The 26,809-nt window shown below is 52.6% G+C and carries 24 protein-coding genes; 14 read left to right on the top strand and 10 right to left on the bottom strand.

Features of this window, described 5'->3' with window-relative positions:
• Positions 1-115: 115 nt before the first annotated feature.
• Entirely contained in the window at positions 116-946 is an 831-nt protein-coding gene (locus ACR0B5_RS20635; protein WP_480543040.1) for a carbohydrate kinase family protein, read from the top strand.
• Positions 947-1,102: 156 nt separating this feature from the next.
• Here ACR0B5_RS20635 and ACR0B5_RS20630 read toward each other — a convergent pair whose 3' ends face one another.
• Complete coding sequence (locus ACR0B5_RS20630; RefSeq protein WP_170768124.1) at positions 1,103-1,591, bottom strand: MarR family winged helix-turn-helix transcriptional regulator; 489 nt, start codon at positions 1,589-1,591, stop codon at positions 1,103-1,105.
• A 103-nt stretch (positions 1,592-1,694) separates the two neighbouring features.
• Between ACR0B5_RS20630 and ACR0B5_RS20625 the strand changes: the two genes are divergently transcribed.
• Positions 1,695-2,063 carry an antibiotic biosynthesis monooxygenase family protein gene (locus ACR0B5_RS20625; protein ID WP_170768125.1) on the top strand — a complete coding sequence of 123 codons (369 nt, stop codon included), beginning with the start codon at positions 1,695-1,697 and terminating at the stop codon, positions 2,061-2,063.
• A 37-nt stretch (positions 2,064-2,100) separates the two neighbouring features.
• On the top strand, positions 2,101-2,544 hold the full coding sequence (locus ACR0B5_RS20620) for a hypothetical protein (RefSeq protein ID WP_170768127.1): 444 nt from the start codon (positions 2,101-2,103) through the stop codon (positions 2,542-2,544).
• A gap of 532 nt (positions 2,545-3,076) precedes the next feature.
• Here the strand turns inward: ACR0B5_RS20620 and ACR0B5_RS20615 are convergent.
• A complete protein-coding gene (locus ACR0B5_RS20615; protein ID WP_480543037.1) occupies positions 3,077-4,090 on the bottom strand; it encodes an alpha/beta hydrolase family protein in 1,014 nt (337 codons plus the stop codon).
• A 228-nt stretch (positions 4,091-4,318) separates the two neighbouring features.
• Between ACR0B5_RS20615 and ACR0B5_RS20610 the strand changes: the two genes are divergently transcribed.
• Positions 4,319-5,242, top strand: coding sequence for a helix-turn-helix domain-containing protein (locus ACR0B5_RS20610; RefSeq protein ID WP_480543035.1), 924 nt, complete (start codon positions 4,319-4,321; stop codon positions 5,240-5,242).
• A gap of 294 nt (positions 5,243-5,536) precedes the next feature.
• Positions 5,537-6,244, top strand: coding sequence for an IS6 family transposase (locus tag ACR0B5_RS20605; RefSeq protein WP_170660731.1), 708 nt, complete (start codon positions 5,537-5,539; stop codon positions 6,242-6,244).
• 56 nt (positions 6,245-6,300) lie between these two features.
• On the opposite strand, the gene ACR0B5_RS20600 is transcribed toward ACR0B5_RS20605, so the two are convergent.
• On the bottom strand, positions 6,301-6,636 hold the full coding sequence (locus ACR0B5_RS20600; RefSeq protein WP_480543033.1) for an HNH endonuclease: 336 nt from the start codon (positions 6,634-6,636) through the stop codon (positions 6,301-6,303).
• Between the two features lie 341 nt (positions 6,637-6,977).
• On the opposite strand from ACR0B5_RS20600, the gene ACR0B5_RS20595 reads away from it, so the two are divergent.
• Positions 6,978-7,280 (top strand): SH3 domain-containing protein, encoded by a 303-nt coding sequence (locus ACR0B5_RS20595; protein ID WP_480543031.1) that lies wholly within the window; start codon positions 6,978-6,980, stop codon positions 7,278-7,280.
• Positions 7,281-7,618: 338 nt separating this feature from the next.
• Positions 7,619-8,341 (top strand): hypothetical protein, encoded by a 723-nt coding sequence (locus ACR0B5_RS20590; RefSeq protein ID WP_480543029.1) that lies wholly within the window; start codon positions 7,619-7,621, stop codon positions 8,339-8,341.
• 246 nt (positions 8,342-8,587) lie between these two features.
• Here the strand turns inward: ACR0B5_RS20590 and ACR0B5_RS20585 are convergent, their stop codons facing one another.
• Positions 8,588-10,243, bottom strand: a complete 1,656-nt coding sequence (locus ACR0B5_RS20585) for a caspase family protein (protein WP_480543027.1) — start codon at positions 10,241-10,243, stop codon at positions 8,588-8,590.
• Between the two features lie 214 nt (positions 10,244-10,457).
• Complete coding sequence (locus tag ACR0B5_RS20580) at positions 10,458-12,218, bottom strand: caspase family protein (RefSeq protein WP_480543025.1); 1,761 nt, start codon at positions 12,216-12,218, stop codon at positions 10,458-10,460.
• Here ACR0B5_RS20580 and ACR0B5_RS20575 point away from each other — a divergent pair.
• The 3 genes from ACR0B5_RS20575 to ACR0B5_RS20565 all read left to right on the top strand — a co-directional run bounded on the left by ACR0B5_RS20575 (position 12,106) and on the right by ACR0B5_RS20565 (position 16,182).
• Entirely contained in the window at positions 12,106-13,080 is a 975-nt protein-coding gene (locus ACR0B5_RS20575; protein ID WP_480543023.1) for a DUF928 domain-containing protein, read from the top strand. The genes ACR0B5_RS20580 and ACR0B5_RS20575 overlap by 113 nt on opposite strands.
• The gene (locus ACR0B5_RS20570) at positions 13,077-14,990 is read left to right on the top strand and encodes a CHASE2 domain-containing protein (RefSeq protein ID WP_480543021.1); all 1,914 of its coding nucleotides are present in this window, start codon (positions 13,077-13,079) and stop codon (positions 14,988-14,990) included. The genes ACR0B5_RS20575 and ACR0B5_RS20570 overlap by 4 nt, the downstream gene beginning before the upstream one ends.
• 484 nt (positions 14,991-15,474) lie before the next feature.
• Positions 15,475-16,182: an IS6 family transposase gene (locus ACR0B5_RS20565; RefSeq protein ID WP_010442732.1), complete on the top strand. Its 708-nt coding sequence runs from the start codon at positions 15,475-15,477 to the stop codon at positions 16,180-16,182.
• A 715-nt stretch (positions 16,183-16,897) separates the two neighbouring features.
• Here the strand turns inward: ACR0B5_RS20565 and ACR0B5_RS20560 are convergent.
• Together ACR0B5_RS20560 and ACR0B5_RS20555 are read right to left on the bottom strand one after the other, a co-directional pair.
• On the bottom strand, positions 16,898-17,284 hold the full coding sequence (locus ACR0B5_RS20560; RefSeq protein ID WP_170768924.1) for a hypothetical protein: 387 nt from the start codon (positions 17,282-17,284) through the stop codon (positions 16,898-16,900).
• Between the two features lies 1 nt (position 17,285).
• Positions 17,286-17,843, bottom strand: coding sequence for a hypothetical protein (locus ACR0B5_RS20555; protein ID WP_480543019.1), 558 nt, complete (start codon positions 17,841-17,843; stop codon positions 17,286-17,288).
• Positions 17,844-18,011: 168 nt separating this feature from the next.
• On the opposite strand from ACR0B5_RS20555, the gene ACR0B5_RS20550 reads away from it, so the two are divergent.
• From ACR0B5_RS20550 to ACR0B5_RS20540, 3 genes are all read left to right on the top strand, one after another.
• On the top strand, positions 18,012-20,096 hold the full coding sequence (locus tag ACR0B5_RS20550; RefSeq protein ID WP_425085755.1) for an alkyl/aryl-sulfatase: 2,085 nt from the start codon (positions 18,012-18,014) through the stop codon (positions 20,094-20,096).
• Positions 20,097-20,189: 93 nt separating this feature from the next.
• The gene (locus ACR0B5_RS20545; protein ID WP_480543017.1) at positions 20,190-20,708 is read left to right on the top strand and encodes a DUF1269 domain-containing protein; all 519 of its coding nucleotides are present in this window, start codon (positions 20,190-20,192) and stop codon (positions 20,706-20,708) included.
• 82 nt (positions 20,709-20,790) lie between these two features.
• On the top strand, positions 20,791-21,369 hold the full coding sequence (locus tag ACR0B5_RS20540) for a DUF3611 family protein (RefSeq protein ID WP_170768926.1): 579 nt from the start codon (positions 20,791-20,793) through the stop codon (positions 21,367-21,369).
• Positions 21,370-21,374: 5 nt separating this feature from the next.
• Here the strand turns inward: ACR0B5_RS20540 and ACR0B5_RS20535 are convergent, their stop codons facing one another.
• From ACR0B5_RS20535 to ACR0B5_RS20525, 3 genes are all read right to left on the bottom strand, one after another.
• Entirely contained in the window at positions 21,375-23,192 is a 1,818-nt protein-coding gene (locus tag ACR0B5_RS20535; protein ID WP_480543015.1) for an SLC13 family permease, read from the bottom strand.
• Positions 23,193-23,240: 48 nt separating this feature from the next.
• Positions 23,241-24,137 (bottom strand): ABC transporter ATP-binding protein, encoded by an 897-nt coding sequence (locus ACR0B5_RS20530; protein WP_480543013.1) that lies wholly within the window; start codon positions 24,135-24,137, stop codon positions 23,241-23,243.
• 665 nt (positions 24,138-24,802) lie between these two features.
• The gene (locus tag ACR0B5_RS20525; RefSeq protein WP_170642939.1) at positions 24,803-25,987 is read right to left on the bottom strand and encodes an amidohydrolase; all 1,185 of its coding nucleotides are present in this window, start codon (positions 25,985-25,987) and stop codon (positions 24,803-24,805) included.
• A gap of 211 nt (positions 25,988-26,198) precedes the next feature.
• Between ACR0B5_RS20525 and ACR0B5_RS20520 the strand changes: the two genes are divergently transcribed.
• Positions 26,199-26,573, top strand: a complete 375-nt coding sequence (locus ACR0B5_RS20520; protein ID WP_170375224.1) for a cupin domain-containing protein — start codon at positions 26,199-26,201, stop codon at positions 26,571-26,573.
• Positions 26,574-26,809 lie beyond the last annotated feature (236 nt).

Below are 26,809 nucleotides of genomic sequence, written 5' to 3'. Positions count from 1 at the left end.
AGAAACGCCGCTTGCTGCATCATCAGAACGCGGCGTAGATTGAAACTACGGCGAGCCTGATCCTCCTAAGCCAATCAAACGCTCGTGTTCCAAATCATTCGATGACGGACAAGCCATGGGCGTGTCTTACCCAGTAATTCCAATTGGTCTGATAGGCGCAGGCGCTTTGGGCGACGAAGTCTTGCGTCTATGCGCAGAAGCGGGGTTGCCTTTAGACGGCCTACTGCGAACAACGCGTGCAACAACATCCCAGACCCATGTGATGAACGTGCAAGGTGACAGCCGCACCTTCTTTCACCACCGAGGTGCTAACAGTTTATTTGATGCGGCGTCGGTTAATATTGATGAGCTATCGGACGCCGGGATTAAGTTATTGTATCTTGGCTATTTAACGTTACTAGACAAACTGGATGAGGTCCTGCCAGAGGGCAAAACTAGAGCCGCATTGCTGTTGTCAGCTGCCCGCGCCAAAGGCATGAGCACTTGCGTTGACCTCGCATCGTTCAGGTCCGACACCTACGCGGATATTGTGTCAAAGACGCTTGCCGAAATCGATTTTCTGTTTGCGAATGAGCTCGAAGCCGAGGCGGCAACAGGCATTAATCTCACGCAAAAGTCTGATCCCAACGAAATGATGAAAGCAGCTCGCTTTCTAAAATCCGGTGGGGTCAATCGAGCGGTCATTATTCATAGCCCAACGCAAATCGTATGTTGTGAAACCGAGGTTGAAATTGCCTTCGCGCCGGACCCGATACCTGCTGAAGACATCATCAGCCCAGTGGGAGCGGGTGATGCTTTCTGCTCCGGCGTTGTTCATGGTCTCCATGAAGATTGGCCCATTGAGAGTTGTCTTAAATTTGGTGAGAAAGCTGCCGCCGCCTGCTTGTCTGGGCATACCGCCACCGATGGACTCAAAACAATCTCAGTTCCGTCGAAACCTCCATAGAAAAGTCGCTCAAACCAAAGGCGGCTATGTCCGCATCTCAGAGGGTGCAAAGCTCATAGTGAAGGTCCGCTTTGGGCTGCCTCCAGCCAATTATGCGAGAGGTAGCGAAGGTCGACTACGAGCCCACTTTGACCGGTGCCGCACTCTCTATGAGCGTCAGCTTTGGGTCGGGTTCTGATCTTGCCGCGTTGAGGCTTCTTCGAGACGTGTTTTGAGACGGTCGACAACATTTTGCGCTGTCGCAATATCATCTGGCGACAGGCCTTCCGAAAGTTCATTCACCCATGGGATTTGCCTCGCAATCGCGGCTTCGAACAACTCCTGCCCCTTTGGGGTCAGTACGACTAAGTGCGCCCGCTTATGGTGAGGGTTCGGCTGAAACTCCACCATGCCTTCTTTGCTCAATTCATTGATGATCCGTTGTACGCCCTGCCGGTGAACGCCCATCGTCCGTGCATGCCAGGCAACGGATTCCGGTCGATCAGAATAGGCGATGGCACCAAGAATCTGCCATCGAGCACTTGTTAAACCGAGTTCTGATACGAGGCGATCACCGGCAAGCTGCAATCGACCGTTCAACCGAAACACATCCAGTATCAAGGCTGTCACGGCTTTTCCTTCTTCGGTCCTTCGTTCATCCGGCATAACGACTCCTCATTTTATTTGACAACACGTTGTCATTGTGCTTGATGCTTCCTAAATATGACAACATGACACCAAATCAAAGCTACTTTCAAGGAGTACCGAAATGGTCAGTTTCAAACCTCTCGACCCAGAGTTTCCCATTGAACGGCAATTGAACATCGACGCTGGACCCGTCGTTCTCGTCAATCTCTTCACAGTCGACCCAATTGACCAAGTCGCCTTGGTAGAAGCTTGGAAGTGCGATGCCCAATGGATGAAGAAGCAACCGGGTTACATCAGCACCCAACTGCACAAAGCCGTTGGCGACGGCAGCATGTACCTGAACTACGCGGTCTGGGAGTCTGTTGCGGATTTCCACGCGGCGTTTTCAAACCCCGAGTTTCAGCAGCAGCTCAGCCATTATCCCTCAAGCGCTGTGACCGCCCCCCATCTGTTTGAGAAGGTTGCGGTGCCGAATTGCTGCACGGCCTGACGAAATCCTTTCCAAGAGCCAATTTGAGTGAACCGCTATGAAAACTAAGATTCACGCCATCGCAGGGGGCATCGGCTTTGTGATGATCCTCCTCTTCTGGACATCAACGGCCACCAGCGAACTCTTTGCGAGCCATGAAGCGGTCGCAACCGTCAAGGCATTGATCCTGAAAGGCATGTTCATCCTCATCCCGGCAATGGCGATTGCTGGCGGATCGGGCATGGCAATGGGCCGGAAACGCAAGGATGCGCTGACGAAGGCCAAGAAAACCCGAATGCCTGTCATTGCATTGAACGGCTTGCTGATCCTCGTACCGGCCGCTTGGTTTCTGGCTGGCAAAGCCGCTGCTGGCGAGTTCGACAGCACCTTTTTCACAGTTCAGGTGATTGAGTTGATCGCTGGCGCAGCCAACCTCGCGATGATGGGATTGAACATTCGCGATGGGTTAAGGATGACCGGCAAAATTCGAAGGCTTCGCTGAAAGCTCGATTCTGATCCAAGCACTGGCGAAATTGCCGAGATTCGAGCAAATGCAGCGAACTAATGCTATGTCCGCTTGTCGGGATTTGCAAAGCTCAGTTTCGAATGTCCGATTAGGGCTGAGACCGGTCCTCAACAACCATTTAGCCTATGGCAACTTTGTCCACAGAGCAGATATTCGGTTAGATTGAATGAACGTCTGCTCCGAGCCCATGGCAGTCATTGCCATTTTTAGCTGCGCGCGCTCGCAGCGCGAAAATTGCTGCGAGTGCATATTTTGTGGCGCCGCGCGGCGGCCGAGGTCGCTGCCAATCGTTCACCGCGCAGCGAGGATTTTCAGGGCAACTCACGGGTTGCGGGACAAAGCGCCAATTCGCTGCGGTTGCGCTAATATCCGCTTTGAAGTCATTTGGAGTGGCAGAACGGTCGTTTCCACCGGTGACCGAAACGTATGGGTTTTGGTAAAAAAGATCGCCCCCGGCGTCTTTTGGCCGGGGGAGCTGTTCCTTTAATAGGGTCGGGCGGTAGCGTCCCTAGAGGTCGAGACCGAGTGAGATTGCATCAATGAGCTGCACGTGCGTTGCGACGCGATCCGTGCCATCCGGGTCCGTGCAGATCGGGTCATCCTGTTCCTCTTCAAGCAACGCGGCGGCACCAGGTTTGCAGGTCCCGAGGAAGGTGAAGTGGTTCGCCGGTGCAATCTCAACATAGGAAGCATCGGGCAACCTGTTCGCAAGGTCATTGCCATCCGGTCCTACGTCAGCAGCTCCGAGCCGGTCTGCGTCACCCAGGTTGATGAGACTAATGCCCGTCAAAGCGCCCTGAAGCGTCTCTGGATCAACGGCACCGCCGAATCCGGGGTCGACAATCACAGCTCTTGAGATACGCGGATCGCGCGTATCCGCGTCAAAACTGGGATAGTTAGCGAAACGCACACCGCCCAGGCGGAAGAATACGCAATCAGCGGCCTCCGGGCCGGTGCTGCAATTGGTGTCTTGAGCTGCACCATCGAAGCGGACACCGGCCAACCCGAGAGCGGTTGCCCCGCCCAGAGAAAATCCGACGACGCCGATCTGATCCGGATTGACGAAAGGCGCAAAAGCTGGATCGGCGAGGATCATATCGAGTGCGGCGGTCAGGTCATTTGCACGCGCTTCCAGATCAACCGAGCGGCGCGGAGAGCTGTCTCCGCTTGTTGAGCCTGGATGGTTCACAGCCAAAACCATCGCTCCGTTCGCAACAAGGCCACTGGTCAGCCATCCCAAGCTATCGGCGTTGCCGCCTGAGCCATGTGATAAAAGAACAAGCGGGTGCTCACCCTCTGCGATGGCTGGCCCGATGAACGCGAAGGTCGGGTCAAAGATCGGGCCGTCTCCGACAGGCGCGCGATAGGTGGGATTTGCCGCCGGATACCAGATTGAGGCGGCGACCGGCCGGGCGCGGTGAGCAACTGTCAGGTCGAACCGGTCGTAGCCGGGTAGCATATCCGCTGCGACAGGGCCTGCGTGGGGCAGCGCGAGCATGGCAAGAAGGGCAAGGCGTTTCATGGGAACCTCCGTAGTTGAACGCTTGGCTCCTGATGTGCGGAAAAACGCAGGCTACGGCGTCCTGTTTTCGGGATTCAGGTCGTCACAATCAGGATTTTAGACAATAGTCGCGACATGCCTATGCTTCCGATCCCAGCCTTCGCCGCCATTGTTCTCGCCTATCTCGCCGTCCGAACGCTTTTGTCAGAGGGCAGGCCACTCTTGGTCGCCTTACTTACGGCCTGCGCAATGCAATCATTTCTAGTCGCGATGGTCATCGGATATGATGTCGCTTGGCTACGACCTGTTCTGCCGGTCAGCGCCACGATCATCCCGCCGCTTGCTTGGATCACATTGCAGGACGCTCTGATCAGCCGGATATCGCTCCGTCAAGTCGGCTTCCACGGCGCAGCTCCAGTCTTCACACTGTTCTGTCGTATCTTCGCGCCCGAAACGACGGATGTCGTCGTACCACTTGTCTTTGGGGGCTACGGCGTTGCGATCCTCCATCTGTTGAGCAGCTCAGGAGACATGCCCCTTGCTCGGTTGGACGCCGGGCTTGTTCCAAAGGTTCTTTGGCAGGTCTTGGGGTGGGCCGTGATTGCTTCAGCCCTCAGCGATGTGTTCATCGCCTTTGCATTCATGACAGGCAACGAACACTGGGCCGGATGGCTGATCACCTTCTCTTCATCCCTGGTCCTTGTGCTTGTCGGTTTGCTTAGTGGAAGCTCTTCCGCATCTGGTGTGGCGGGTGAAGATTCAGCCGAGCCAGCTCCGCCGCCCAGAGAGACGAGCAAAGAGGATATCGAAATTGTGGAAGCTCTTGAGGCCTTCCTGAAGCGCGAACCTATGCATCTTGATCCAAACCTCACCCTTTCGCGGTTGTCACGTCGCCTTCATCTGCCCGAAAAGCGTCTTTCCATGGCCGTCAACCGTGCGACCGGAGCCAATGTCTCTCGCCACATCAACACCTGGCGCGTTCGCCATGCCTGTAAGCTGATCGAGGACGGCGCAACTGTAACGAGCGCGATGCTCGATAGCGGGTTCAATACAAAGTCGAACTTCAATCGCGAGTTTTTGCGAGAGATAGGCGTCCCACCGAGCCAATGGAAACAAGGAATGCAACCAACGTCGAATGTGACGCGGATTTCTGGCGTGAGCAAAGGTGGGTGAACCGGCCAGCGGTCTGGACACAAACCCCTTGGCAAAACTCAGTTTGACTTTGTCATGTTTTCAGCTGCGGCCCAAAGAACGGACCTTGATCACAGTGCAGCATCGTTCAATATGGGCTCACTCCAGACCTACGCCGCACGGCCGTCGAAGGGCACTTTAGCGGACAGAGCCGACCTTTGCTGCGACTGCCCCAATGGCCGCTTTCTGATAGTACCGGCTAAGTTTGGCCTTGCAGAAGGTCTTGTCAGAAGAACTTGGCTTGAGGCGGGCAGGGCGGTTGCGTAGCTTTTTCCCATGACCAGACCTGCCTCTTTCAAGTACTTCAAAACCAGCCCAGAGATCATCCGCCTTGCGGTGATGCTGTACATCCGATTTCCACTCTCGCTTCGGAATGTCGAAGATCTGCTGCACGAGCGAGGCATCGACGTGAGCCACGAAACTGTCCGATATTGGTGGAACAGGTTTGGCCCTATGTTTGCTGCTGAAATCCGAAGAAAGCGTGTTCAGCACCTGCGCGCGTTCTCCAAATGGAAGTGGCACGTGGACGAGGTTTTCGTGAAGGTGAATGGCAAGAGACACTACCTCTGGCGGGCCGTCGATCATGAGGGCGAAGTGCTGGAAGCAATCGTTACCAAACGCCGAAACAAGCAGGCGGCATTGAAATTCCTCAGGAAATTGATGAAGCGGCACGGTAAAGCGGAAAACGTCGTCACGGATCGCTTCGCCTCATACAGAGCCGCGCTCAGAGAGCTGGGCGCGCTCCAAACGCAAAAGACGGGAAGGTGGCTCAACAACCGCGTCGAGAACTCGCACCTGCCGTTTCGACGACGCGAACGCGCGATGCAACGATTCAGGCGCATGCGAAGTTTGCAGAAATTCGCCTCCGTCCATTCCTCGGTCCACAACCACTTCAACCAGGAAAGATCGCTCACCAGCCGGGACACCTTCAAGCTGACACGCACCGCCGCTCTTAGCGAGTGGCGTCAGCTTTGTTCGGAATAGGTTCGCGGTTTCCGCAGTAAACTGAGACTGGTTCGAATTAGTCTGACAGCACCATTTTATGAGCTCAACCGCATCCAGCCACCCAGTTCCATTCGGCCCAGCACTTTTAACTTGTATGCTCCCGGCGATAGTGGCTGCTTTGACCGGTGGCGGCTTTGATTGCAAAACTTGCAGGCAGCTACAATGTTTGCTGGAGTGTCTGGTCCACCATCCGAAGCAGAAAGTAAGTGTTCCGCTGTGCATTGGAACCAACGCGCCTTGCGCTCTGAAACAGAATGAACGGTTTGGAATTTTTGCGGTGATCCTGACCACATCGGCTGATTGCAATAGAAGCATCGACCACCCTGAGCGGCATACTTTTCATCACGAATTTTTCTTAAATCAGTTGTCATTTCACAGTCCTGGTTTCGAATTTAATCGAGAACCGGCTGTGAAAGCTTCTTGCTATTCACCGGCGTAGCCTAAGGGATCAACGCCTAGTTCCTCGCCACGGAACACGCCTTTCTGGCTTGAGCTCCGCTCTGCCAATATCAAGAACATATTCGCAGCTGTCAATCGATGGGAAAGCGCTCAGGTCGAGCGAAATGAATTCCGAGCCCAAACCTGACCAAAGGCATACTTAAGAATCCTAGTTTAATGGTCGGTTTAAACGTGCTCATTCTTCGGTCAGGGAGTTACGCTTGATGATAAGAGGCGCTAAGATTGCAGTTGAGGAAACAGGCAGGTTAACATTATGCGAAGTACAATCTTCTTGCCCTTAGTGGCATTTTTCATATGCGCCATTGTCTTAACTCAATCCGCAACGGCAGCTTCTCTTGGACAGTACGAGGTTTTTGGCGTTGAAGACGGAGACATGCTTAAATTGCGTGCAGGACCGGGAATAGGGTTCAATGTGATAGTGGGCCTTCCAAATGGAACTGCTTTAAGAGTTCACAGTTGCGAGCAGACCGGCGACACCCGTTGGTGCCGCGTGTCATTGCAACGTGCGCGTGGTCTAAAGGGATTCGTCTCTTGGGCATATTTGCGAAAGCTATAAGTATAGCTTTGTTGCGGTGCCTCCGTGGCTGCCCAGGCTTTATCTGAACAACCAAAATTGAGATGGTTAAGGTTATGTCCTAGCTTCGGCCAATATTCGCACGCGTAATAGCTCTTCAACCGAATGGCAGCGAATGACTGCAACGAGCCCAGGGCTAACGTTATTGCAATCTGCACGAATGGCCGATTTGCTACAACGGCAAAAATGCCAGCCAATAAATCAGAACTACCTTTGTCTAGGCTCCAGAGCTAAGTTGAGACTGCGTTGGCAGGGCGCCATAATAGTTGAGGGCGCGAATTTAACATCCGGCTGGCTTGCGGAGAAAAAAGCGAAATACGATGCAAAAGCTCACTCATCAACTTGCCGGGGAACTTGGGGAAACTCTGGCGCTTGCCAAGTTCATTTCCGTCGGTTTGCACGCCTATGTCAGTCCGCCGGGGGCGCCGGGGCACGATCTAATAGTGGTGACGCCAGAAGGGCCTAAGTCAGTTGAAGTAAAGACAAGGCAGTACATCGACAGAACATCAGAAATAAGCCGCTGGCCTGTCGACATGAACACAAAAGGCGATGCTGATTACTTCCTCTTCATTGAAGTGAGTCTTAGAAGTCTGAGCGCAAATTTCTACTTGCTTGACAACGTCCAAGCCAAGGCTGTCCACGTGGAATATGGCAGTGGAGGGAACTGCGTGCCGAATAAGGTCAGGGAAATCGTTACGGTCAATAGTTTCAGTGCAATAACGGGTGAACCTGAGGAGCCTTTGATTATGCCGGACACTCGCCCCGATCCTTCACGGCCCAAAAGCAAACAAGCGACCGCAGGCTTGCGGCAGACGGTTACGCAGGAGGCCGAATTCGGCCGTGATCGAATTGTCCAATATGCATGTAAGAGCATAGATTTTTTTAAGGATGGCGCTTTGCAAGGCAATGCAATTGAGAATCTGCGCCATGTCGCCAAGAAGATTGGAGTGTCTGAATATAATGATGCCGGAGGAGTGCGAAACACGCGCCAATTAGGCCATGCCGTAATCGAAGCAATCAAGAATCGTACTGAGAGGCGCTAAAGCTATCCGTGGGTCAACATCCGATTTGGTTCCGCCGACGTTGACAGACATTCAGGAACTTTCCGTGAAAGGCAGTTTTGTCCGCATAGCGGCCTTTCAGGATATTCAGGCGAACTTTAGCATCGAGCCCAAAATTGACTGATGCTGCGCGAAGCTCCAATGACAGCAATGCGCAGGAAGCGGACTTTGCAAAGTCTTGATGCAAATCTTCCTGAAACTGACCAAAGCAAAAGAATAAGCGGTAATTCAGCCTCTTGATACGACAACATGACATTTGTCCCGAGATGTCGCATGAAACTCAAACGGGTTTTGGGTTGGTTTTAAGTGGTAGTAGTAGTTAAAGCCATGAATGTCTGGAGTGGACAATCTTAATTCGTAGCCGATAATCCCGCCGCTCAATTCACGGGCCCACCCACCCGTCCGCACGAGACTAGCAGAAAAGTTGGCCTCTGATGTGTTCCGTAGTTTCAACGAATTCACGATAACCATGTTGGGGTATGGACTGTTTTCAGGGCAATGCTCGACCAAACGCCATACGCCGTTTAGAATTTTCGGGTTTTCTGCTCCGCGCACAATTCCTGAACAAGCAAAGCTGGGAAGCTCTCGCAACGCGCTTAAAGTATCAATCGAGAAGGTCGTCGAGAACGTTTCCATGGAGCTAAACTGTTTTACCAACTCCAACAATGCGCCTCTTGTCTTGTTTCCAAGTTTTCCATCGGGTTCTCCTGCACCACAACTCAGCCTGTTGAGTTCCACCTGAATGGAGTAAACAACTTGTTCATCCTCAGACAACCCTGGCGGGCTTCCCGTCAAACCGACGAACCATCCTCTGTAGTTACGCGACAAACATTCCACGTCTTCGCCGCATGCGTCTCTACTTTGCTCATGCTCCAAATTGGTCAGCAACAATTCTCCCCAAGCGTCACCACCACCAAGCTCTTCGAGGCGCTCGTCAAATAGGACCTGAACCTGCTGCTGCTGGGCCAATAATTCGGGGATCGCGCAAATTTGAACATGAGCCGGTTCCTGAGGATTTTGGCACAGATCTGGAACATCAGGGTTTCCCAGGGCTCCGATTGCTTCAACTGGCTGGCCAGAGACTTCACGCGCAGGGGCTGGGGCAGCAACTTTAAGGGGCGGAACCAAGAAAATGTCCTCGCCCGGTAACGATCCGTAAGTGAATGGTTCTTGGTATCCTTCTGTGAGAGAAAATACTGTGTCACGAATTTTCCGGAACATTTTACCTAGTTCTAATCCTGGTTCCTCTATATGAGACAGAATGGCCTGTGCGTATGGGCTGTTGCGCCCCTTTCCATCAAGCGCCAGTGTTCCGTTTCGCGCGGCATATCCCACCAACACACCTCTTGGGTCGATGCGGCCCAACCCGCGTCCAATCGAGCGTGTCGCCGATGTTCGGTTCATGTCAGCGAGAAAAGGATTATTGCGGCAGGCGTCAACAAGGATGATCTTCATGCCTTCCACGCCGGACAACGCATTCACAACAGCATCAAGACGGATGGCCTCGAACTCGACATCTCGATCATTTACCAGTTCCGCGTTCACGGGTATCAAGTAGTTGGTGTTGTCGATCTCAATACCGTGACCTCCAAAATAAACGACAGCCATCGAGGCGCCATCAGCAGCTTCCGCAAAGTTACGAAGTGCCAGGCGCATACCCCGGCCATCCAAGTTTTGGCCGCGGGTCACTGTGAACCCTATCCGTTCTAGCGCCTCCGCTATGTCGGTGGCATCGTTTGCCGGATTCGATAAATTTGAAACGTGAGCATACTCGGAATTCCCGATAACCAGAGCTACGCGTTTGTCCGACGCATAGACAGCACGGCCAAAAGCAACCAACGCTAGAACAATAGCCGTTACCAAAACAAGAAGACGTTTATCCATAGCTAAACCACGGGATGTGTGTTTTGGAAGAGCTTAACACGAGGCGTTTCTATCGCGAAGAATAAGACTTTCACACGATTTTAGCATCAAAAAAGGTGAACAATGCGACCAAAGCAACGTTATTCCGTCCGAGTAGCTTGATTGCAATGGCAGCAATGTGCGCGCCGTTGTGTTCGAAAGCAGTTTGAACAAATGCGTTGGAATATAGACTGTGCTACCGGCTGACTGAGATGATGCATTTCGACCAATCTGAGCCTACAAACTTATTCGGAGAATCACTTGGTTCGAAAAAGTACGATTGTCTGCTTCCATTCGTCGTGACATGAGTGAGTGCAAGCGTGCGGTCAGACAGACGGGCGCCTATCGCTCGCTTAAACGCACCGTTTCCAAAAGCCAGCCGACCTGAATAGACACCGTCGCGTTCATAGCTGAGCTTTACCCGTCGCGAATTTCCTACCCCCATCTCTCCGGGGCATTTAACGGTAACTATTTTCCAAACGCCTTCCAAAAGGTCGGGGTTTTTGACCGCCCGCTTCAGAAACGAACAAGCTGCGGTTGGTTGAGCCCGCAGCAGGTTCAGCGTTTGGGTATCGTCCAAAGCGGCCCCGCCTTCGATCCCAGAAAGCAGAGATGCGGCCAAATCATAGGCGTTTCGTGTTTGGGCACCTATCACGCCATCAGGTTCACCTGCGCCACAGCTCAATCGATTGAGCTCTTCCTGAATCGAGCGGACAACTAAAACTGTTGGCATCACCGCGTCGCCAAACTCTGCTAACGCGATCTTTCGCAGCTTGTACGCCTGCGCGACGCAATTTGGATCGGCACCGCATTGATCGCGCGAATTGCGCCAGTTCATTTGTTCTACGAGGGCTTGCCCGCGGGCCGCGCCACCTCGGACAATCTCGAGACGCTTTTGAAACAGCTTTAAAACCTCGCTGTCATATGCAAGAAGGTCGGGATCGCGGCAGATCAGGGATTGTGTTGCGTTCTTCGGATTTTCGCACCATTTCGGCAGGCCGACGGGTGGAGGCGTCTGAGTTGCGCTTTCGCGATACCTTTCGGCGATAGACAAGGCCAGCGCAGCATAGGCTGTGTCTGGATAGGTATTTGCAAATGCCTCCAAGGCGTTAGGCGATGTGCTTTCGCGAAAACCATCCCAAGCTGCCTCGGCCTTTTCATAGGTTGACTGAGGCGTCGTAGCACTTTGTTCCTTTGCGATGACACGCGTCGGCTTTGGCGGGGACACAAGGTAGATATCATGGCCTGGTAACGACCCATAGGTAAACGGCTCCTGGTAGCCGTCTGTCAACTCGAATACGGTGTCCCGCACTTTGCGGAACATTTTTCCCAATTCCAGACCGGGTTCTTCGATGTGGCGCAGAAGTGCTTGGGCATAGGGGCTGTTCCGACCGCTGCCGTCCAACGCCAGCGTGCCGCTGCGCGCTGCATAACCCACCAAAACCCCGCTCGGATCTATGCGCGCCAGTCCGTGACCAATGGATCGTGTGGCGGACGTGCGCGTCATGTTGGGGACGAAGGGGTTATTGCGGCAAGCATCGATCAGAATGATCTTCAGACCGTCGCTGCCGGAAACAGAGCCGATCAGCGTGTCTAAACGGATCGCCTCAAGATCTATGTCCCGATCACTTTGCAACTCGGCGTCCACCGGTATCAGATAGTTGGCATTGTCAATCTCGATGCCGTGACCAGCAAAGTAGATGAGCACCACTTTGGCTTTTTCCGCGACTTCGGCGAAATCACGGATCGCGATACGCATCTCGCGAAAACTTAAATTCGACCCTCGGGTCACGTCAAACCCGATGCGCTCGAGCGCGTCGGCCAAGTCATGGGAGTCATTGAACGTGTTCGGCAAGCTTGACACACGCTCGTATGAGGAATTGCCAATTACAAGCGCAACACGCCCGTCTTTGGCGTTCGATGCCGCTGGAAAACATAAAAGACAAGCAATGACCAATAATTGCAGAAAAAACCTAGTGTGGCGAAAGACAACAATCATACTACAAAACCTGAACCAATCCCGTCGAACATTGCCATATTACAACATCATATCGCATTTTTCGATGGTGAGCGCTTCGTTGCGGAAACTGGACACTGTTCGAAATCAAATTTACATTGAACAAAATAGGGTTCTTTTGTCGGTAGGTTTTTTCGCGAGGCATCGTGTGTGGTGCACTAGGCTTTCAAAAAACGCGTTAATTGCTCTTTTGATCGCAATTCTTTTGCCTGGCGATAAACTTGCGGCTGCCAATGAAAACAATACCCCAGACACGACCGAGGAGGTCGTATTCGTACCTCCTAAAATGGGAGCTCCCAAAGAGCGTATGGGGGCGGGGACGCGAAACTCTGCTTCCAATGGCGAAAATGCCGGTCTGTTGTTGCTGGCGCCCGAAGACGGCGGTTTGACGACACTAGCGACGCCTCCGCTGGTTTGGCATTTGGAATCCGGCCACCGGGGTGATTTGGTTTTTGCGCTGAATCCGGTTGGGTCGCCGGGCGACCAGGTGCTGATCACCGGGCCATTCCCACCGGGCTATTACGGGTTGGATCTTGTTCGGCTGCAACAACAACTGGAAACCGGCAAGATTTACGAATGGCAAATTCTGCTTCTGGGCAGGAATACAGATACGGTGGAGGCGTGGTCGACGCGTCTTGTAGAACGTGTTTCTGAAGAGGTGAGTTCTGCGAACCCGTCCGCCGATGGACTGTGGTTTGACGCATTGTCGCCGCTGGTCGAAATCAGTCTAAGTGGTCGCGTTCGACCGGTGAATTCCAAGCAATTCGAGCAACTCTTGCGTTCAGCCGGAGTAGGTTATTGATACGTAAGGGCCGAAATAAAGCAGGCTCTATGACTTCATCGCTTTTGCCAAATTGGCAACGTTGGGCGCTGGTCGCATCGATCACATTGATCGCCGGAAGCCTGATAGTGGCCCTTCAGAACAAAGGGGTACTAGAGCCACTTGAGCTTGCTCAGTACGATTGGACCACATCGGCGATTGCGGAAAATACGCAGACCGAAGATGTCTATCTCGTTGCCATTTCAGATCAGGACCTGGGCCAATGGGGTTGGCCTATACCGGACGCTCAGCTTGCAATCCTTATTGATAACCTGCTTGAGGCTGGCGCAGCCGCGATTGGAGTGGATATTTATCGAGATGTTCCCGCTGGTTCTGGTCATGAGAGCCTGCTTGAGACTCTGGATGATCCCAAAGTTGTTGTGATTTCGAAGTTACCGGATGAAAGCGGTTCGGGCATTGCCGCACCACCTGGAGTGCGGACAGGATTTTCCGATATACCCATTGATCCTGACGGCGTCGCCCGCCGCGCCTTGCTGCTAGTCAGCGATGTAGAAGAGATTTTCCTGTCTTTTCCGGTGCTATTGGCGGCCGAATTTTCACGTCAGCCGGTGCTGCAAAGTGATCCGAACAATCCGCGCAATCTGATGTTTGGAAGCACGGTGGCACCCCCTTTGAAACCCGGTTCTAATCTGTTTCGAAATGTCGATACATCCGGCTATCAGATTATCATCGACTTTAAGAACGCGCTGCCAATCGTGAACCGGATACCTGCTTCGGAAGTACTAGCTGGGCGCGATCTGGAACCTGTCCGCGAAAAAGTGGTAATCATCGGCTTGACCAGCCAGTCGGTAAAGGACTATTTCGGGACACCCCTGAACCGCTCGACCGGAGCGAATTTTACCTATGGCGCTGAAATACATGCGGCCATTGTTCAACAACTGGTTGACTACGCAGAAGGCAAACTTTCGCCGCTAAACTCTTTGGGCAGTTCTCTGTCCTCAATACTGATCTTTGCCGCGGTTTTTGTCGGCGCATCAATCGCATTGTTTGTTCGGGTCACAGCAAATTCCATCGGTCTTGCCGTGTTTGGTTGCGCTGCATTGATCGTTGTAATGTCGCTAATTCAAAAAAGTGCCCTTTTGATGCCCGTCGTACCATCCGCGTTAGGTTGGTTCTTGGGATACCTATCTGCATTTGCGATCATCTCGGGGATTTCGCGCAATCAACGACGTGCGATTGTACAGGTCTTTTCCTCTCATCTGTCAGATGAGTTGTCTGCAGAGATTTGGAAGCAAAGGAAAAACCTGTTAACCGGCGGCAAACCGAAATCCCATCGATTGTTCGTTACAGCACTTCTTGCTGACATCGAAGGTTCAACACGGATTGGAAATTCGATGGATGCTGAAAGCTTCATGAATTGGATGTCCCGCATTCTGGACAAACTGGGTGAGATTGCCCGAAGACACGGAGGTTTCGTCGAGAAATATACCGGTGATGGCATTCTTGTGATCTTTGGAGCGCCCATACCCAGTGATACTCACGAGCATAGACAGGACGACGCCATTTCGGCCCTACGATGCGCCCAGGATATGCGCGTTGCTACACTGGATCTGAATCGCAGCGCTGATGAGCGCCAAAAATATAGATTGCGAATTGCGCTGAACAGCGGAGAAGCATTGGGTGGAACGTTGGGAGTAAGCGGCTCTATGCGTTACAACGTTATCGGAGACACAATAAATGTGACTGCAAGACTTGAGAACTGGATAAAAACGCTGGATGCGGAGGCCGACGGAATGCGCCCCGTTTGCATGTCACTACAAACTGCAACGATGATAGACTCTCAAAAAGAATGGCCCGTCTATTCCACTTTTGTGCACGACGACGGTGTCACGAAGATCGGGGTTATCAAAGTTCTTCAGGTTCCAGACTGATTTCCGTTTGACCAAAAGCACGGTCACAGCGGCCAGTTTTCGAAATTTCTGAACCCGACCTACAAATGTGCTGGTTCCGAATTTTATTTTCGACGTGAAGCACATTGTGAGGGATTCGATATGACCTCTTTGAAAGGCTGCCGCATTTGTGCGCCGAACGTCCAAAAAAATGTCACGAACGAACAATCCAGCTCTCTACTCGCTTGGTATTTGCTGATGAAAGCACATGTGCAATTACCGTTTCGAAGAAAGTGTCAGAAGAATTGGGTGTTCGCTACATTGTTGAGGGGAGCGTTCAAATTGCCGGTGAGCGTTTGCGCGTGACGTCCCAACTCATTGACGCGACAACGGGCCAGAACATTTGGGCAGACAGCTATGACCGAGACCTACAGGACATATTTTCAGTACAGGATGAGATAACGCGAACGGTCTTGTCAGAAGAACTTGTCTTGAGGCAGGCAGGACGGTTGCGTAGCTTTTGCCCATGACCAAACCTGCCTCTTTCAAGTACTTCAAAACCAGTCCCGAGGTCATCCGCCTTGCGGTGATGCTGTACATCCGTTTCCCGCTCTCGCTTCGAAATGTCGAAGATCTGTTGCACGAGCGAGGCATCGACGTGAGCCACGAAACCGTCCGATATTGGTGGAACAGGTTTGGTCCAATGTTTGCAGCTGAGATCCGACGGAAGCGTGTGCAGCAGCTGCGCGCGTTCTCGAAATGGAAGTGGCACGTGGACGAGGTTTTCGTAAAGGTGAATGGCAAGCGACATTATCTGTGGCGTGCAGTAGATCACGAAGGTGAAGTGCTGGAAGCAGTTGTCACCAAGCGCCGAAACAAGGCTGCAGCACTAAAATTCCTCAGGAAATTGATGAAACGGCACGGTTGCGCCAAGGAGGTCGTCACAGATCGCTTCGCTTCCTACAAGGCTGCGCTCAGAGAAATAGGCGCGTTCGAAAAACAACAGACGGGCAGGTGGCTCAACAACCGCGCCGAGAATTCACACCTGCCGTTTCGACGACGCGAACGCGCGATGCAGCGTTTCAGGCGCATGCGAAGTCTACAGAAATTCGCCTCCGTCCATTCCTCCGTCTACAATCACTTCAACCAGGAAAGATCGCTCGCCAGTCGAGACACCTTCAAGCTGACCCGCGCCGCCGCTCTTAGCGAGTGGCGTCAGCTTTGTTCCGGATAGGTTCGCGGTTTCCGCGGCAAACTGAGACTGGTTCGAATTCGTCTGACAGCACCCAAATTGGGATCCCAGAAGCCTGCGATTGAATTTTGAGTTCAATGTTGAATGCTATCATCGAGAGCTGTCGGAAGAACTCCATGCCATACTTGACTCAAAAGCACTTGGCGCTCGAGAAATCAGCCTCGAAGAGATCAATGATCTCCCGCTTTTGGCCAAATTGCGCAACGGTTTCGCCCGGCTACTTTCCCCTTACCTGTAGGCAGCCAAACTTAGCCTTACACCCGAACGTCCAAGCGAGCGGTCTGAGAGGTAGTTCTTTTTTGGTATCCGCAACGCCCTTAAAAACTTGACCCAAAATGGACAATGCAGAGGGTTTGTCCGAAATTGAAAGGGAAGGCTGAACGTCCCTTTGTCTATTTCGCCGTGTTGAAAAGTTGCGCCAACAAGCTCGTGTGGCTATCATCTTGATATGGAATTTATTGTGGGTGGCATAGTTACGGTTGTTCTGGTGATTTGGGGCGCGGCCTCATTTTGGCGAGCGCCCTCAAATGACCAAAAAAAGGAAAAAGACAAAAAGTAGCGGCATCGTCTGCAAGCACTTTGAGCACGCCTCATGGGATGCATCATCATCCAATTCACCAAACAAACGTATTCGCCGACTTTATGGATAGCGTTGCAGCGACGACAGGGTGGACATTGCCCCCTTTCTCAATAGACATTACCCATCGAATACTCGCGACCAGGTCTCCTGATCCAAAAGCGAAACGAGTTGATCACGTGAGTCGATTACCGCGCTTATCGCTCGATCTCTTTCCCGATCCAGTTCACTAAAAATGGCTCTTGTGGACGATGCCGATGCTGATTTGTCCGTGGAACCGAGAATGGCATTGTCCGCAGAACCTTCGACCGTGGCACGGAACCGATCAACGGCAACTTCCAAGTCGCTCACAATTTTCAAGGCCGCGGTCCGGACATCGCTGTCTGCGGGCGAAATAGCCTTATCCAAGGCGGGTCTCAGCGTATTGGGCTCCAGAAATGATGGTGCTAAATCAGACGATCCGTCCAAAAAGAAAGTGACCGCCGTTATCGTCGCAATTACTGGCATATCATAACTCCAAGCTGGCTCCCAAAGCGACTAAGTCTGCCTTTTCGTACGAAATTTCAGCAACTTCCGGCCAGTAGTCTTCCGGGACTGCTGCCTGCAATTGCCCCTGCAATACCAGCAGGTTATCGCGTTGCGAACGGCGTTCGGTGTCATATCTGTCTGAAACAGCTACCAACTTGGAACGTTTTACAGAGCGGTTGGCGGACAACCGGTTGAATTCTTCAATAAAGGCCGCGTGCGCCTGGATCATCAGTGTTGAATTCGCCTCAATCTCCCGGGCGACCTGAACCAGATCTGAGCCATCATAAGAAGGTATCCGTTCCAACGCGGCTGTGAGCTCAGAATTTATGTCGCCGATCGAACTACTGCGGTCGAACGGGGCACAACTTGAGATGCAACAAAGAGAAGCAGCAGCGGCCAGATTGAAAAATCTCGCCTCGACAGAGAGGCATTGCAGGTAGCTGCCATCGTGTTTCCCCCTGATCTGTGATCCACCTATTTTTAGATCGCGTCCTTTGTTGCCGTGCTCACTGAAGACGGCCCAATCTTCAGAAAACACTCAGGTATTCAATACATCCGCGAGCCATGCTGGATAATGAGCCGCGCAAGACTGCCTAAATCTTAATCGTTCCACAATGACATTTAAATGTTAGGATGTGAGGCACTGCTTTTCAGACAATTTTATCAATAGGGGGGAAATACGATGGCACCTAATCGGCGCGACTTCATGAAAACTGTTCCAGCAATTGGGGCCGCGTTTGCGGTAAGTCCTACTTTTTTGTCGGAAGAAGCAGCAGCACAAACCACATCGACAGCCGCGCCATTAGAAGGCCACTTTCACCCTAAAGGAAAAGCACCGTCCGAGCACACGCTCAAAATCCTGGCCGAAGCGAAAGAAACACTGCCTTTCTCAGACACTCAGGACTTTGACGAAGTTGCCAAGGGTTTCATTGCCCAGATGCCGGAGCCACAGATCATGGCGGATGCGGGGAATGTTGCCTGGGACCGGGGTGCATTTGATTTCATCGACGAGCAAGACGAGTACGACAGTATCCACCCGTCATTGATGCGTATCAGCAAGCTGAATCAGAACTATGGTCTGTACGAGGTAATACCCGGCATCTATCAGGTGCGCGGGTTTGATTTGTCCGACATCTCATTCGTGCGCGGCAAAACGGGTTGGATCGCCATTGACCCACTGGTTTCGGCCGAAACGGCGCGAGCCGCATGGGAATTGTTCTCGGAACACAAAGGCGAAGGGTTGCCGATTACAGCCGTGATCTATTCACATTCCCATGGCGATCACTGGGCAGGAGTTCGCGGCATCGTTTCGCAGGAGGACGTCGATTCCGGGAATGTCGAAATCATTGCTCCGCGCGATTTCATGGAACACACAATTTCCGAAAACGTGTTCGCGGGCAACGCAATGAACCGCCGGCTATTTTACCAATATGGTCTGTTGTTGCCCGTGGCCCCGCATGGGTTCGTCAATCAGGGTCTCGGCAAGCGCGTTTCAGCAGGTGCCACTGGCCTGATCGCGCCAACCCGGATTGTCGAGGACGACATCGAAGAGTTCGAAGTCGACGGCGTGCGGATGATCTTCCAGAACACACCTAACACTGAAGCGCCGTCTGAGATGAATACTTACATCCCAGACATGAAGGCCCTGTGGATGGCAGAAAACGTGACGGCCACGTTGCACAACATTTATACATTGCGCGGCGCGCCGGTACGTGATGCCCTTCGATGGTCAAAATACATCTCTCGTGCCCTGTTCCTGTTCGGGCAAGAGGCAGACGTCATGTTCGCTTCGCACCATTGGCCGCGCTGGGGCAATGACCGCGTGCAGCAGGTTCTGAGAGATCAGCGCGACCTTTATGCCCATATGAATAACCAGACCCTGCATCTGGCCAATCAGGGCGTGACGATTAACCAGATACATCACCACTATGAACCGTCACAGGGTTTGCAGCAGACATGGCATACACGTGGCTATCACGGCTCACCTCAGCACAATTCGCGCGGCGTTGTTCAGCGGTTCCTTGGATTCTGGGATTGCAATCCCGCGACCCTGATACCGTTAGAACCAGAAGCTTCCGCTCCGCTCTACGTCGAGATGATGGGCGGCAAAGATCCAATTATGGCCAAGGGTTTGGAACTGCACAATGCAGGGCAATATTTCGAAGCGTCCGAGATTCTGAACAAACTGTTCCTGTCGGATCCATCAGATCAGGAAGTAAAAGATTTGTTAGCCGACGTTTACGAACAGCTTGGCTACCAGCAAGAGAACCCGGGCCTGCGGAACAGCTTCCTGTCCGGTGCCTATGAACTTCGCTCAGGCATCCCCACCGGTGAAACGGCCGACACGTCCAGCCCAGAGGTGATACGCGCGATGTCGACTGAGCTCTTCCTTGATTTCCTTGCGATCAAGATGGACAGCCGCAAGGCCGAAGGCATCGAGTTTACGATGAACCTCAGCACGCCCGACAATGGTGAGATGTTTGCGATCGAACTGGCCAAGGCAACACTCACAAATGTCGAAGGTTTCGCCTTCGATGAGCCAGATCTGACTCTGACCTTGAACCGATCCGATCTGGAACTTGTTATGACCGGAGAGGCTGATTTTGAGGATTTGCTGGCCGACGGTCGCGCGACGGCTGATGGTGACGTCAGCGTTCTGATCAAACTCGCTGGCGCCATGGTTGAGTTCGATCCTCTGTTCGAAGTTTTGCCTGGCACAAGTACCGGTCCAACTGAGGTAGCAGAGGCCGAGCCGTTGCAGGCAGTGACTGGTCAGGTCGTTATCGAATGATGTTTTGCGCGGGTCCCTTCGGACCCGCGTTACCCACTTTTACACTCCAATACGATTTTGACGATGTAATCCAAAACACCCGAGGAGACTTTGATGGCTGATCTTGTTGTTCTTTCATTTGATGGTGTCGACAGTGCAGATGCTGTTTTGACAAAACTACGACAACTCAAAAAACAGGAATTGATCGACCTGCTGGATGCCTGCGTGGTTGTGCGGCCCGAAGAGGGAGACATACACATTAAGCAGTCAGTGAACATGACCCGAATTGGCGCCAGTACCGGCCTGAGCACCGGTGCAATAGTGGGTATGTTGGCTGGTATTCTTGTTCTCAACCCACTCGCGTGCATGGCCGTGGGCGGTTTGGCTGGGGCGGCAATGGGCGCGCTTGGCGGATCCCTTTCCGACTACGGCATCAATGATGATTTCATCAAAGAACTGGGCGAGACCATCCAACCAAATTCATCGGCTCTGTTTCTGCTTGTCGCCAAGGCCACACCGGACAAAGTGATCGCCGAGATAGAACAATACGACCCGAAGATACTTCAGACGTCCCTATCGCAGGAACAAGAAGACAAACTTCGCGAAGCACTCGCCGCTGCGCATAGCCAGTAATTTTTTGATTCAGATCGATGGCCAAGCTAAAGCGTGGACGGCCTTCTTCAAATCATAGGGCTTTGGTTGGGAGCACAGCAATATGGCAGAAGAATCAGTTAATTGGCATGACGAAAATTCCGGGCGCGTCGCAGATGCGCTCGTCAAGCTTGGCCAGATTGGTTTCTGGGTTCAACTGGTTTTTTTGATCATTGTCGTTGTACTGGGCGGCGTTGTCCTTGGCGTTGTCGGAGGCGGCGCAGGCGTGGGCAACGTGCTGTCCTTCTTAGGTTTGATCCTGCCCGCTTTCACCACATTTTGGTGTTGGCATTACTTGTCTTTGGGGCGAAAGCTGAAAGAGACTGGAGATGACCCCTCAGCCGCCCGGCTTCAAAGTCGCGTGTGGATCGGCGTTTGGGTCGGCACAATCGGCGCTGTTCTGACAATCGTGTCATTGTTCGGAGCCGCATTTGCGCTTTTGGTCACAATGCTTGCCAACCCTCAAGTCGGCTTGCAGATATCCGCAGCTGAAACCGGTGCCAGCCCCTACACGATTTCGGCGGTTGATGCCGTCAGCATCATGACCCTACTCTTGACGCTGACCGCTGAGCTGCTTGTTGTAGCGATTTCTTTGCGTATCGTTTTCCTGATCTCTCGTTCTCTGGGAGGAGAGGATGCCTGAAACCTTTAGTAAGGGAACAGCATTGGAGCGATGATCACCGCGACAGTGCCGGTCAGTATTGTGAGCGGCACACCGAGTTTGAGGAAGTCAGCAAAACTATACCCCCCGGGAGCAACGACCAATGTGACCACAGGTGTTGAGATCGGAGTCGAAAATGACGCGGATGCAGCGATCAGAACACACAGCGCAACTGGGTATGGTGAAATCCCAAGTGCTTCGGCGGCTGAAATTGCAATCGGCGCAACAAGTACCGCAGAGGCAGTATTGGATAAGACTAAGCCCAATAGGGCCGTTAAAACAAAGATCGCCGCCATGACTGCGCGCGGACTGGCTTCTCCGACAAGGTAAAGCAGTTGGTCGACGATTATGTCCGATCCGCCCGTAGCTTGCAGCGCGTCGGCAAGTGGCAACATCCCGGCGATAAGAACGAGGCTTGGAAGCTTTACGGCGCGATACGCGTCTTCAGCGGAAAGAGTGCGAAGCAAGACTGCCGCTACCGCGGCCATCAGTACTGCAGTAGTTATTGAGACGAGTTCTGAAACTGTCAGGGCAACCATCGTGGCCATGATGGCAATCGAAGCCCAAAAACCCTTAGCTGCCGGTGGGACGGATGTCCGCTCATTTGGGAAGGACAGAAGCACCAACATATCATGCCTTTCAACCGCGCGATCCAAGTCTTCCCATGATCCGGCAAGCATAAGACGATCGCCTGATTGCAAAACTGCAGTGTTGGGGTGTTCGACGGGCTCGCTGTTTCTCACCAGGCCAACAATCTCAATCCCTTTGGATTCGAACCCGGGTGCATCATGCATTTGTCGACCAATCACATTAGCCTCGGGGTGGATCAATACATCCGCAAGACCCAACTGATCGATCCAAACAGCGCTTGATTTCTGAAAACCCAAAGTTTTGGCAAACAACGCATTGGTTGATAACTCCGCCAGTGCGTCTTGGGATCCTCGAATGAAAACAATGTCACCCGGTAGGAGTTCCATACCTTCCCGAAACATGGCTGCGAGGTACTTTCCTTTGGCGCCAGGCCGCAGTCGAACGAGTATTGCCGTGCCACTTCCCGTCAGCTTGCCAACGCCCTCTGAGAGTACTTTGGCAGTGACCTTCAAAGTCGCGGAATGCCTATCCAAACCAAAGGTTTCCCACATACCCGCAAGCGTTGTTCCGGAAATTGCGAACTCTTGCTCATCAGGGGTCGACTTGGTTTTCAACCGATAGCGGCCCCAAAACAAAACAAACAGGACTGCAACAACCAGAACCGACGCACCGATCAGAAAAAAGGAAAACAAACCGAAAGGTTGGTATCCCTGCGCCACCAACTCATCACTTACGACAAGGTTCGGAGGCGTGGCGATCAGGGTCAGCATGCCACTTATCAACGCGGCATAGGACATTGGCATCAAAAAACGAGCCTTGTCGTTTGCCGTTTCTTGAGCAATTCGCAGAATGACCGGTATGAAAATTGCGACGACGGCTGTTGAGCTCATAACGCTCCCCAGAAGCGCCGTGCTGATCATGATAAGCACCAGCAATCCAGTTTCACCACGACCACCGTGCCGCATGATGGCGTCCCCTACTGCGCGAGCAACGCCGGTTCTATCCAACATTTCGCCCAGCACAAGAAGGCAGGCGACAAGGATTACAACGCTGTTCCCAAAGCCCGATAGGCTCTCCCCAATTGTCAGCGTGCCGCTGAGGGCAAGCGCAAGAACAACTATCAAGGCAACGAAGTCATAGCGAACACGGTTGCTTGCCATCAGCACGCCCGCGACGGCAATCAGAGCGAACACAAATCCGGCTTCATTCGTCATTATACTACCCCCTTCAAACGATAGGGCGTCCATCCATGCGTGCAAATTTCAGGTGGTCGCGTCAGCCATATCCACGCCTGCTTCCCGCAGCAGTTCAAACTTCACAGCTGTTGCACTGACCTGTCGATAAAAGGCAATCAGCTGCCGCGTCGGGCCTTGAAGACGTGTCAAACCTACGGTGGCGGCGACGACTGTGCCGACATCCGTATTGCCTTCCAGGACCTGCCAACCGCCCACGACAAGAACACCCACCGTCCCGGCTCCGTTAATGGCGCTGAGTACAAATTTCGAAGACAGCTTCCAGACGAATATCCGGGAACGGGTATCGTATATCTCGTCAAATTTAGGAGTGATCTCCGCGGCCGAGCGATCAGGGTCAACAAGCCAGTTTGTGGCTTTGCGCAATGTGTGAACTCTGTCTGACACAAGGGAGTTCACGCGCGTCTGCACGAGAAGAACAATAAACACCTGCGGGACAATCATGCCAATTGCAATCAGTCCCAGAGAGGGTTGATTGGCCGCAATATACCCAACAATCACAACAAGGGTTCCGGCTTGTACGATGGGTTCAGACAGAGCGCTACCAGAGAACTTTCCTACTTGTTCGGCTTCAGCCGACACCATTGTTGCTTTGGCACCATAGGCAACTTTCTCGGAACCCGCCGGGTTTTCGCGAGACAGATTGCAAATACGCTTGCGCAGCTTGCGGATCATGTCCTCGCCAAGGACGCTCGAAAGATACCCCAGCACCCATTTCAGCGCGAGGCTCAGGGTTATCACCGCGCCCATAGCAGCACCAAGCCACAGTAAGCCTCCGGGGCTTATGTTCTTTTCGGTCAGACCGTTCACGATTTCCTTCTGGTAGTTCAGTGGAAACGCCGCCAGAGCGGCAATGGCCAGAGACAGCAAGATGTTGACCACCTGACGATGTCCCGTTGTTCTCAAGATAGATTTGTAAAATTCGATCACTCGATCCCCCAAAATCCAAGAGCACCTTTGCTTGAAGGTGCGGGTGCATTGTTGTGACTGCACCCTAACACTCAATCCAATCTGAATATAAATCTACCTTTTCTCCGGCCTAAGCGACTACGTTTGTGACGCTCGGCTTCAGGAGTAAACAGATGAGTGCAACACATACAGTGGGAATTGAGAGTGGCCGCTGAAGTCCAATCCTGGAGCAGCGTAGCTGCATTAAATAGTCGAGAGATCTCGAGCACGATTTGTAGAATTAGCCGAATTTCAGGTTGACCAAAATCTGAGATTAGTACGAACGTCGGCTCTTGATCAGCTGCAACGTAGCATGTGATTACACTTTGTATGTCCGGTTTGGGCCGTTGTCACACATCCCGACAAACTGACTTATCGGAAGCTTTGTCCGCAATTCGGACATAAAGCCTATTTTGCTGAATGCCCGGTCTCGGTGAAAGCAGACATCGCACAATATCACCTCGTTTTTCGACTTAAATGTCTGCTGCTGCCGGGTGCGGGCACTGTTGTGCGCTGAGTGGATGGCGGCAAAGTCCGCGCCACGAACCGGTCTAATCGCTAATGCCGTCGGATGACGACTTTGAGCCCAAATTGGATCGGTTCATTTTCTTCCTACTTGGAAGTTAGCCATTTTCGTTTTGGGATGTCGTGACCGGCAGGCGATTTCGGACCAATTCCACGAACCACTCGACGCCCGGCACGATTGCATCGTCGTTAAAGTCGTATTCGGGGCTATGCAATGGGGCGCTATTTCCGTTTCCAATATTGACAAATGCACCCGGAGCTAACCTTAGCGCCTGTGCGAAATCCTCAGAAGCTCCCATGCGATGCGCTCTAGAGTTGGTTTTGCCAGGTCCAAATACTGCTTCTGCAGCTACTATTGCGTGCTGAGTTGCACGATCGTCATTAACTAGGGGGATAAACACCCGATCGTAGCGTATCTCGGCAGAGCAACCATGAGCTTTGGCTGTACCTTCAGCGATACGGCGCATGGTTTCTTCGATCTGCAAACTAACGTCGTCACTGAAATGACGGCAATCGCCCTCTATTGTGGCCTCGCTGGCGATCGCGTTCTTCACGTTGTCACCCTCTATCGACGTAACGGAGACTACAGCAAGTTCAGCTGGGTCAATCACCCGAGCCACGATAGTTTGCAGTTCGCTCACAATCGAACAAGCGCATAAGATTGCATCTTTACAATCGTGTGGACGAGAAGCATGTCCACCACTACCACGCACGACGATCCGGAACCCATCTTCCGCCCCCATGAAAGGCCCGGATCTCACTTCAAACGATCCCACCGGCAATCCGGGTTTGTTATGTAAGCCGTAGATCTCGTCGAACGGGAAACGCGACCCGAGGCCGTCACGGATCATCGCGTTCATTCCCTGACCCCATTCTTCAGCGGGTTGAAACACAAATTTTACGGCACCGTCAAAACCGCCTTCACTGGCCAAGACCGCCGCCGCACCCAGCAGAATGGTAGTGTGCCCATCATGGCCGCATGCGTGCATGAGCCCTGGTTTAGCCGAGGAGTAGGACAGATTAGTGGTTTCCTGGATCTTCAAGCAGTCCATATCAGCGCGAAGCGCGATTGTGCGGCCGCCGGTTCCAAGGCGCAACGTGGCAACAACGCCCGTGTTGCCTACAGCCGTTTCAATCTCCTCGATGCCAATCTCACGTAGTCTTTGGGTAACAAAGCGTGCGGTGTCCTCTTCTTCGAAACCAAATTCAGGGTTTCGATGCAGGTGTTGTCGCCATTGACGCATTGTCTCGTCGAGTTCAGCGGAAACTGAGTAGTCGTTCATGTGATCTATCTTTCGTCACGTTCAGCGAAACAGCAATAGCTTTTAACCAAAGCCGTCTTTGTTCGCATTGTGGTCGTTCGCATGACTTTGGTGATTGTTCGCACCGAGCCTTGGGAAGGCATCATTATCCAAACAGCGCCCAGACCGTTTGCCCAGTGTAAAACACCTAGACATCATGTAGTTTGATCACTGTTGATGGAAGGAGGCACAAATGAAAGTCATTAAGCCAAATCAAAGAAAAGTCGCCAATGTTTACGACGACGCCGCCTTTTCACCTTACGATCCTTCAGGATTGAATGAAACCGGCACCCATTTCATTCAATTGAATCCCGACTCAGAACGAGATGTTGGCTTTTACATCTACCGAATGGCACCCGGTGCTCGGTCGACACCCCATCGACACGGGGGAGCGGAAGAATTTCTTATCGTTGATGGCGAATTGATTGACAACGACGGAACCACCTACAGGCAAGGCGATGTCGTCTGGCTCGCAGCCGGGACGGAGCACTCGTCTTACACGGAAACCGGATGTTTGGTGGCCGTCTATGCAGAAGCTGCGGAAAAAGCGCCGGGCAATGACAATTAGGCCAAGTCAATTTTTGGCGAAAGCAGTTATCGCCGCCAAAAAAAACGGGTTTTACTCAACAACGATCGGCAGCTTGATCCACTGTGCGGCCATGTTATTCATTTAGGATAGTGTATTGAGACCAAAACATCTACCAATGTCTACTCCTGCAGAGGCTTTTTGATATCGGGTCACAATTGCCACCGGATTTCCTGTTTCTGGCCGTTGCCCGACGCAATTTACGAATAGTCCACTTG

This window comes from Ruegeria sp. AG1, from assembly GCF_056541705.1.
This window is presented reverse-complemented; position numbering and strand designations above follow the sequence as displayed.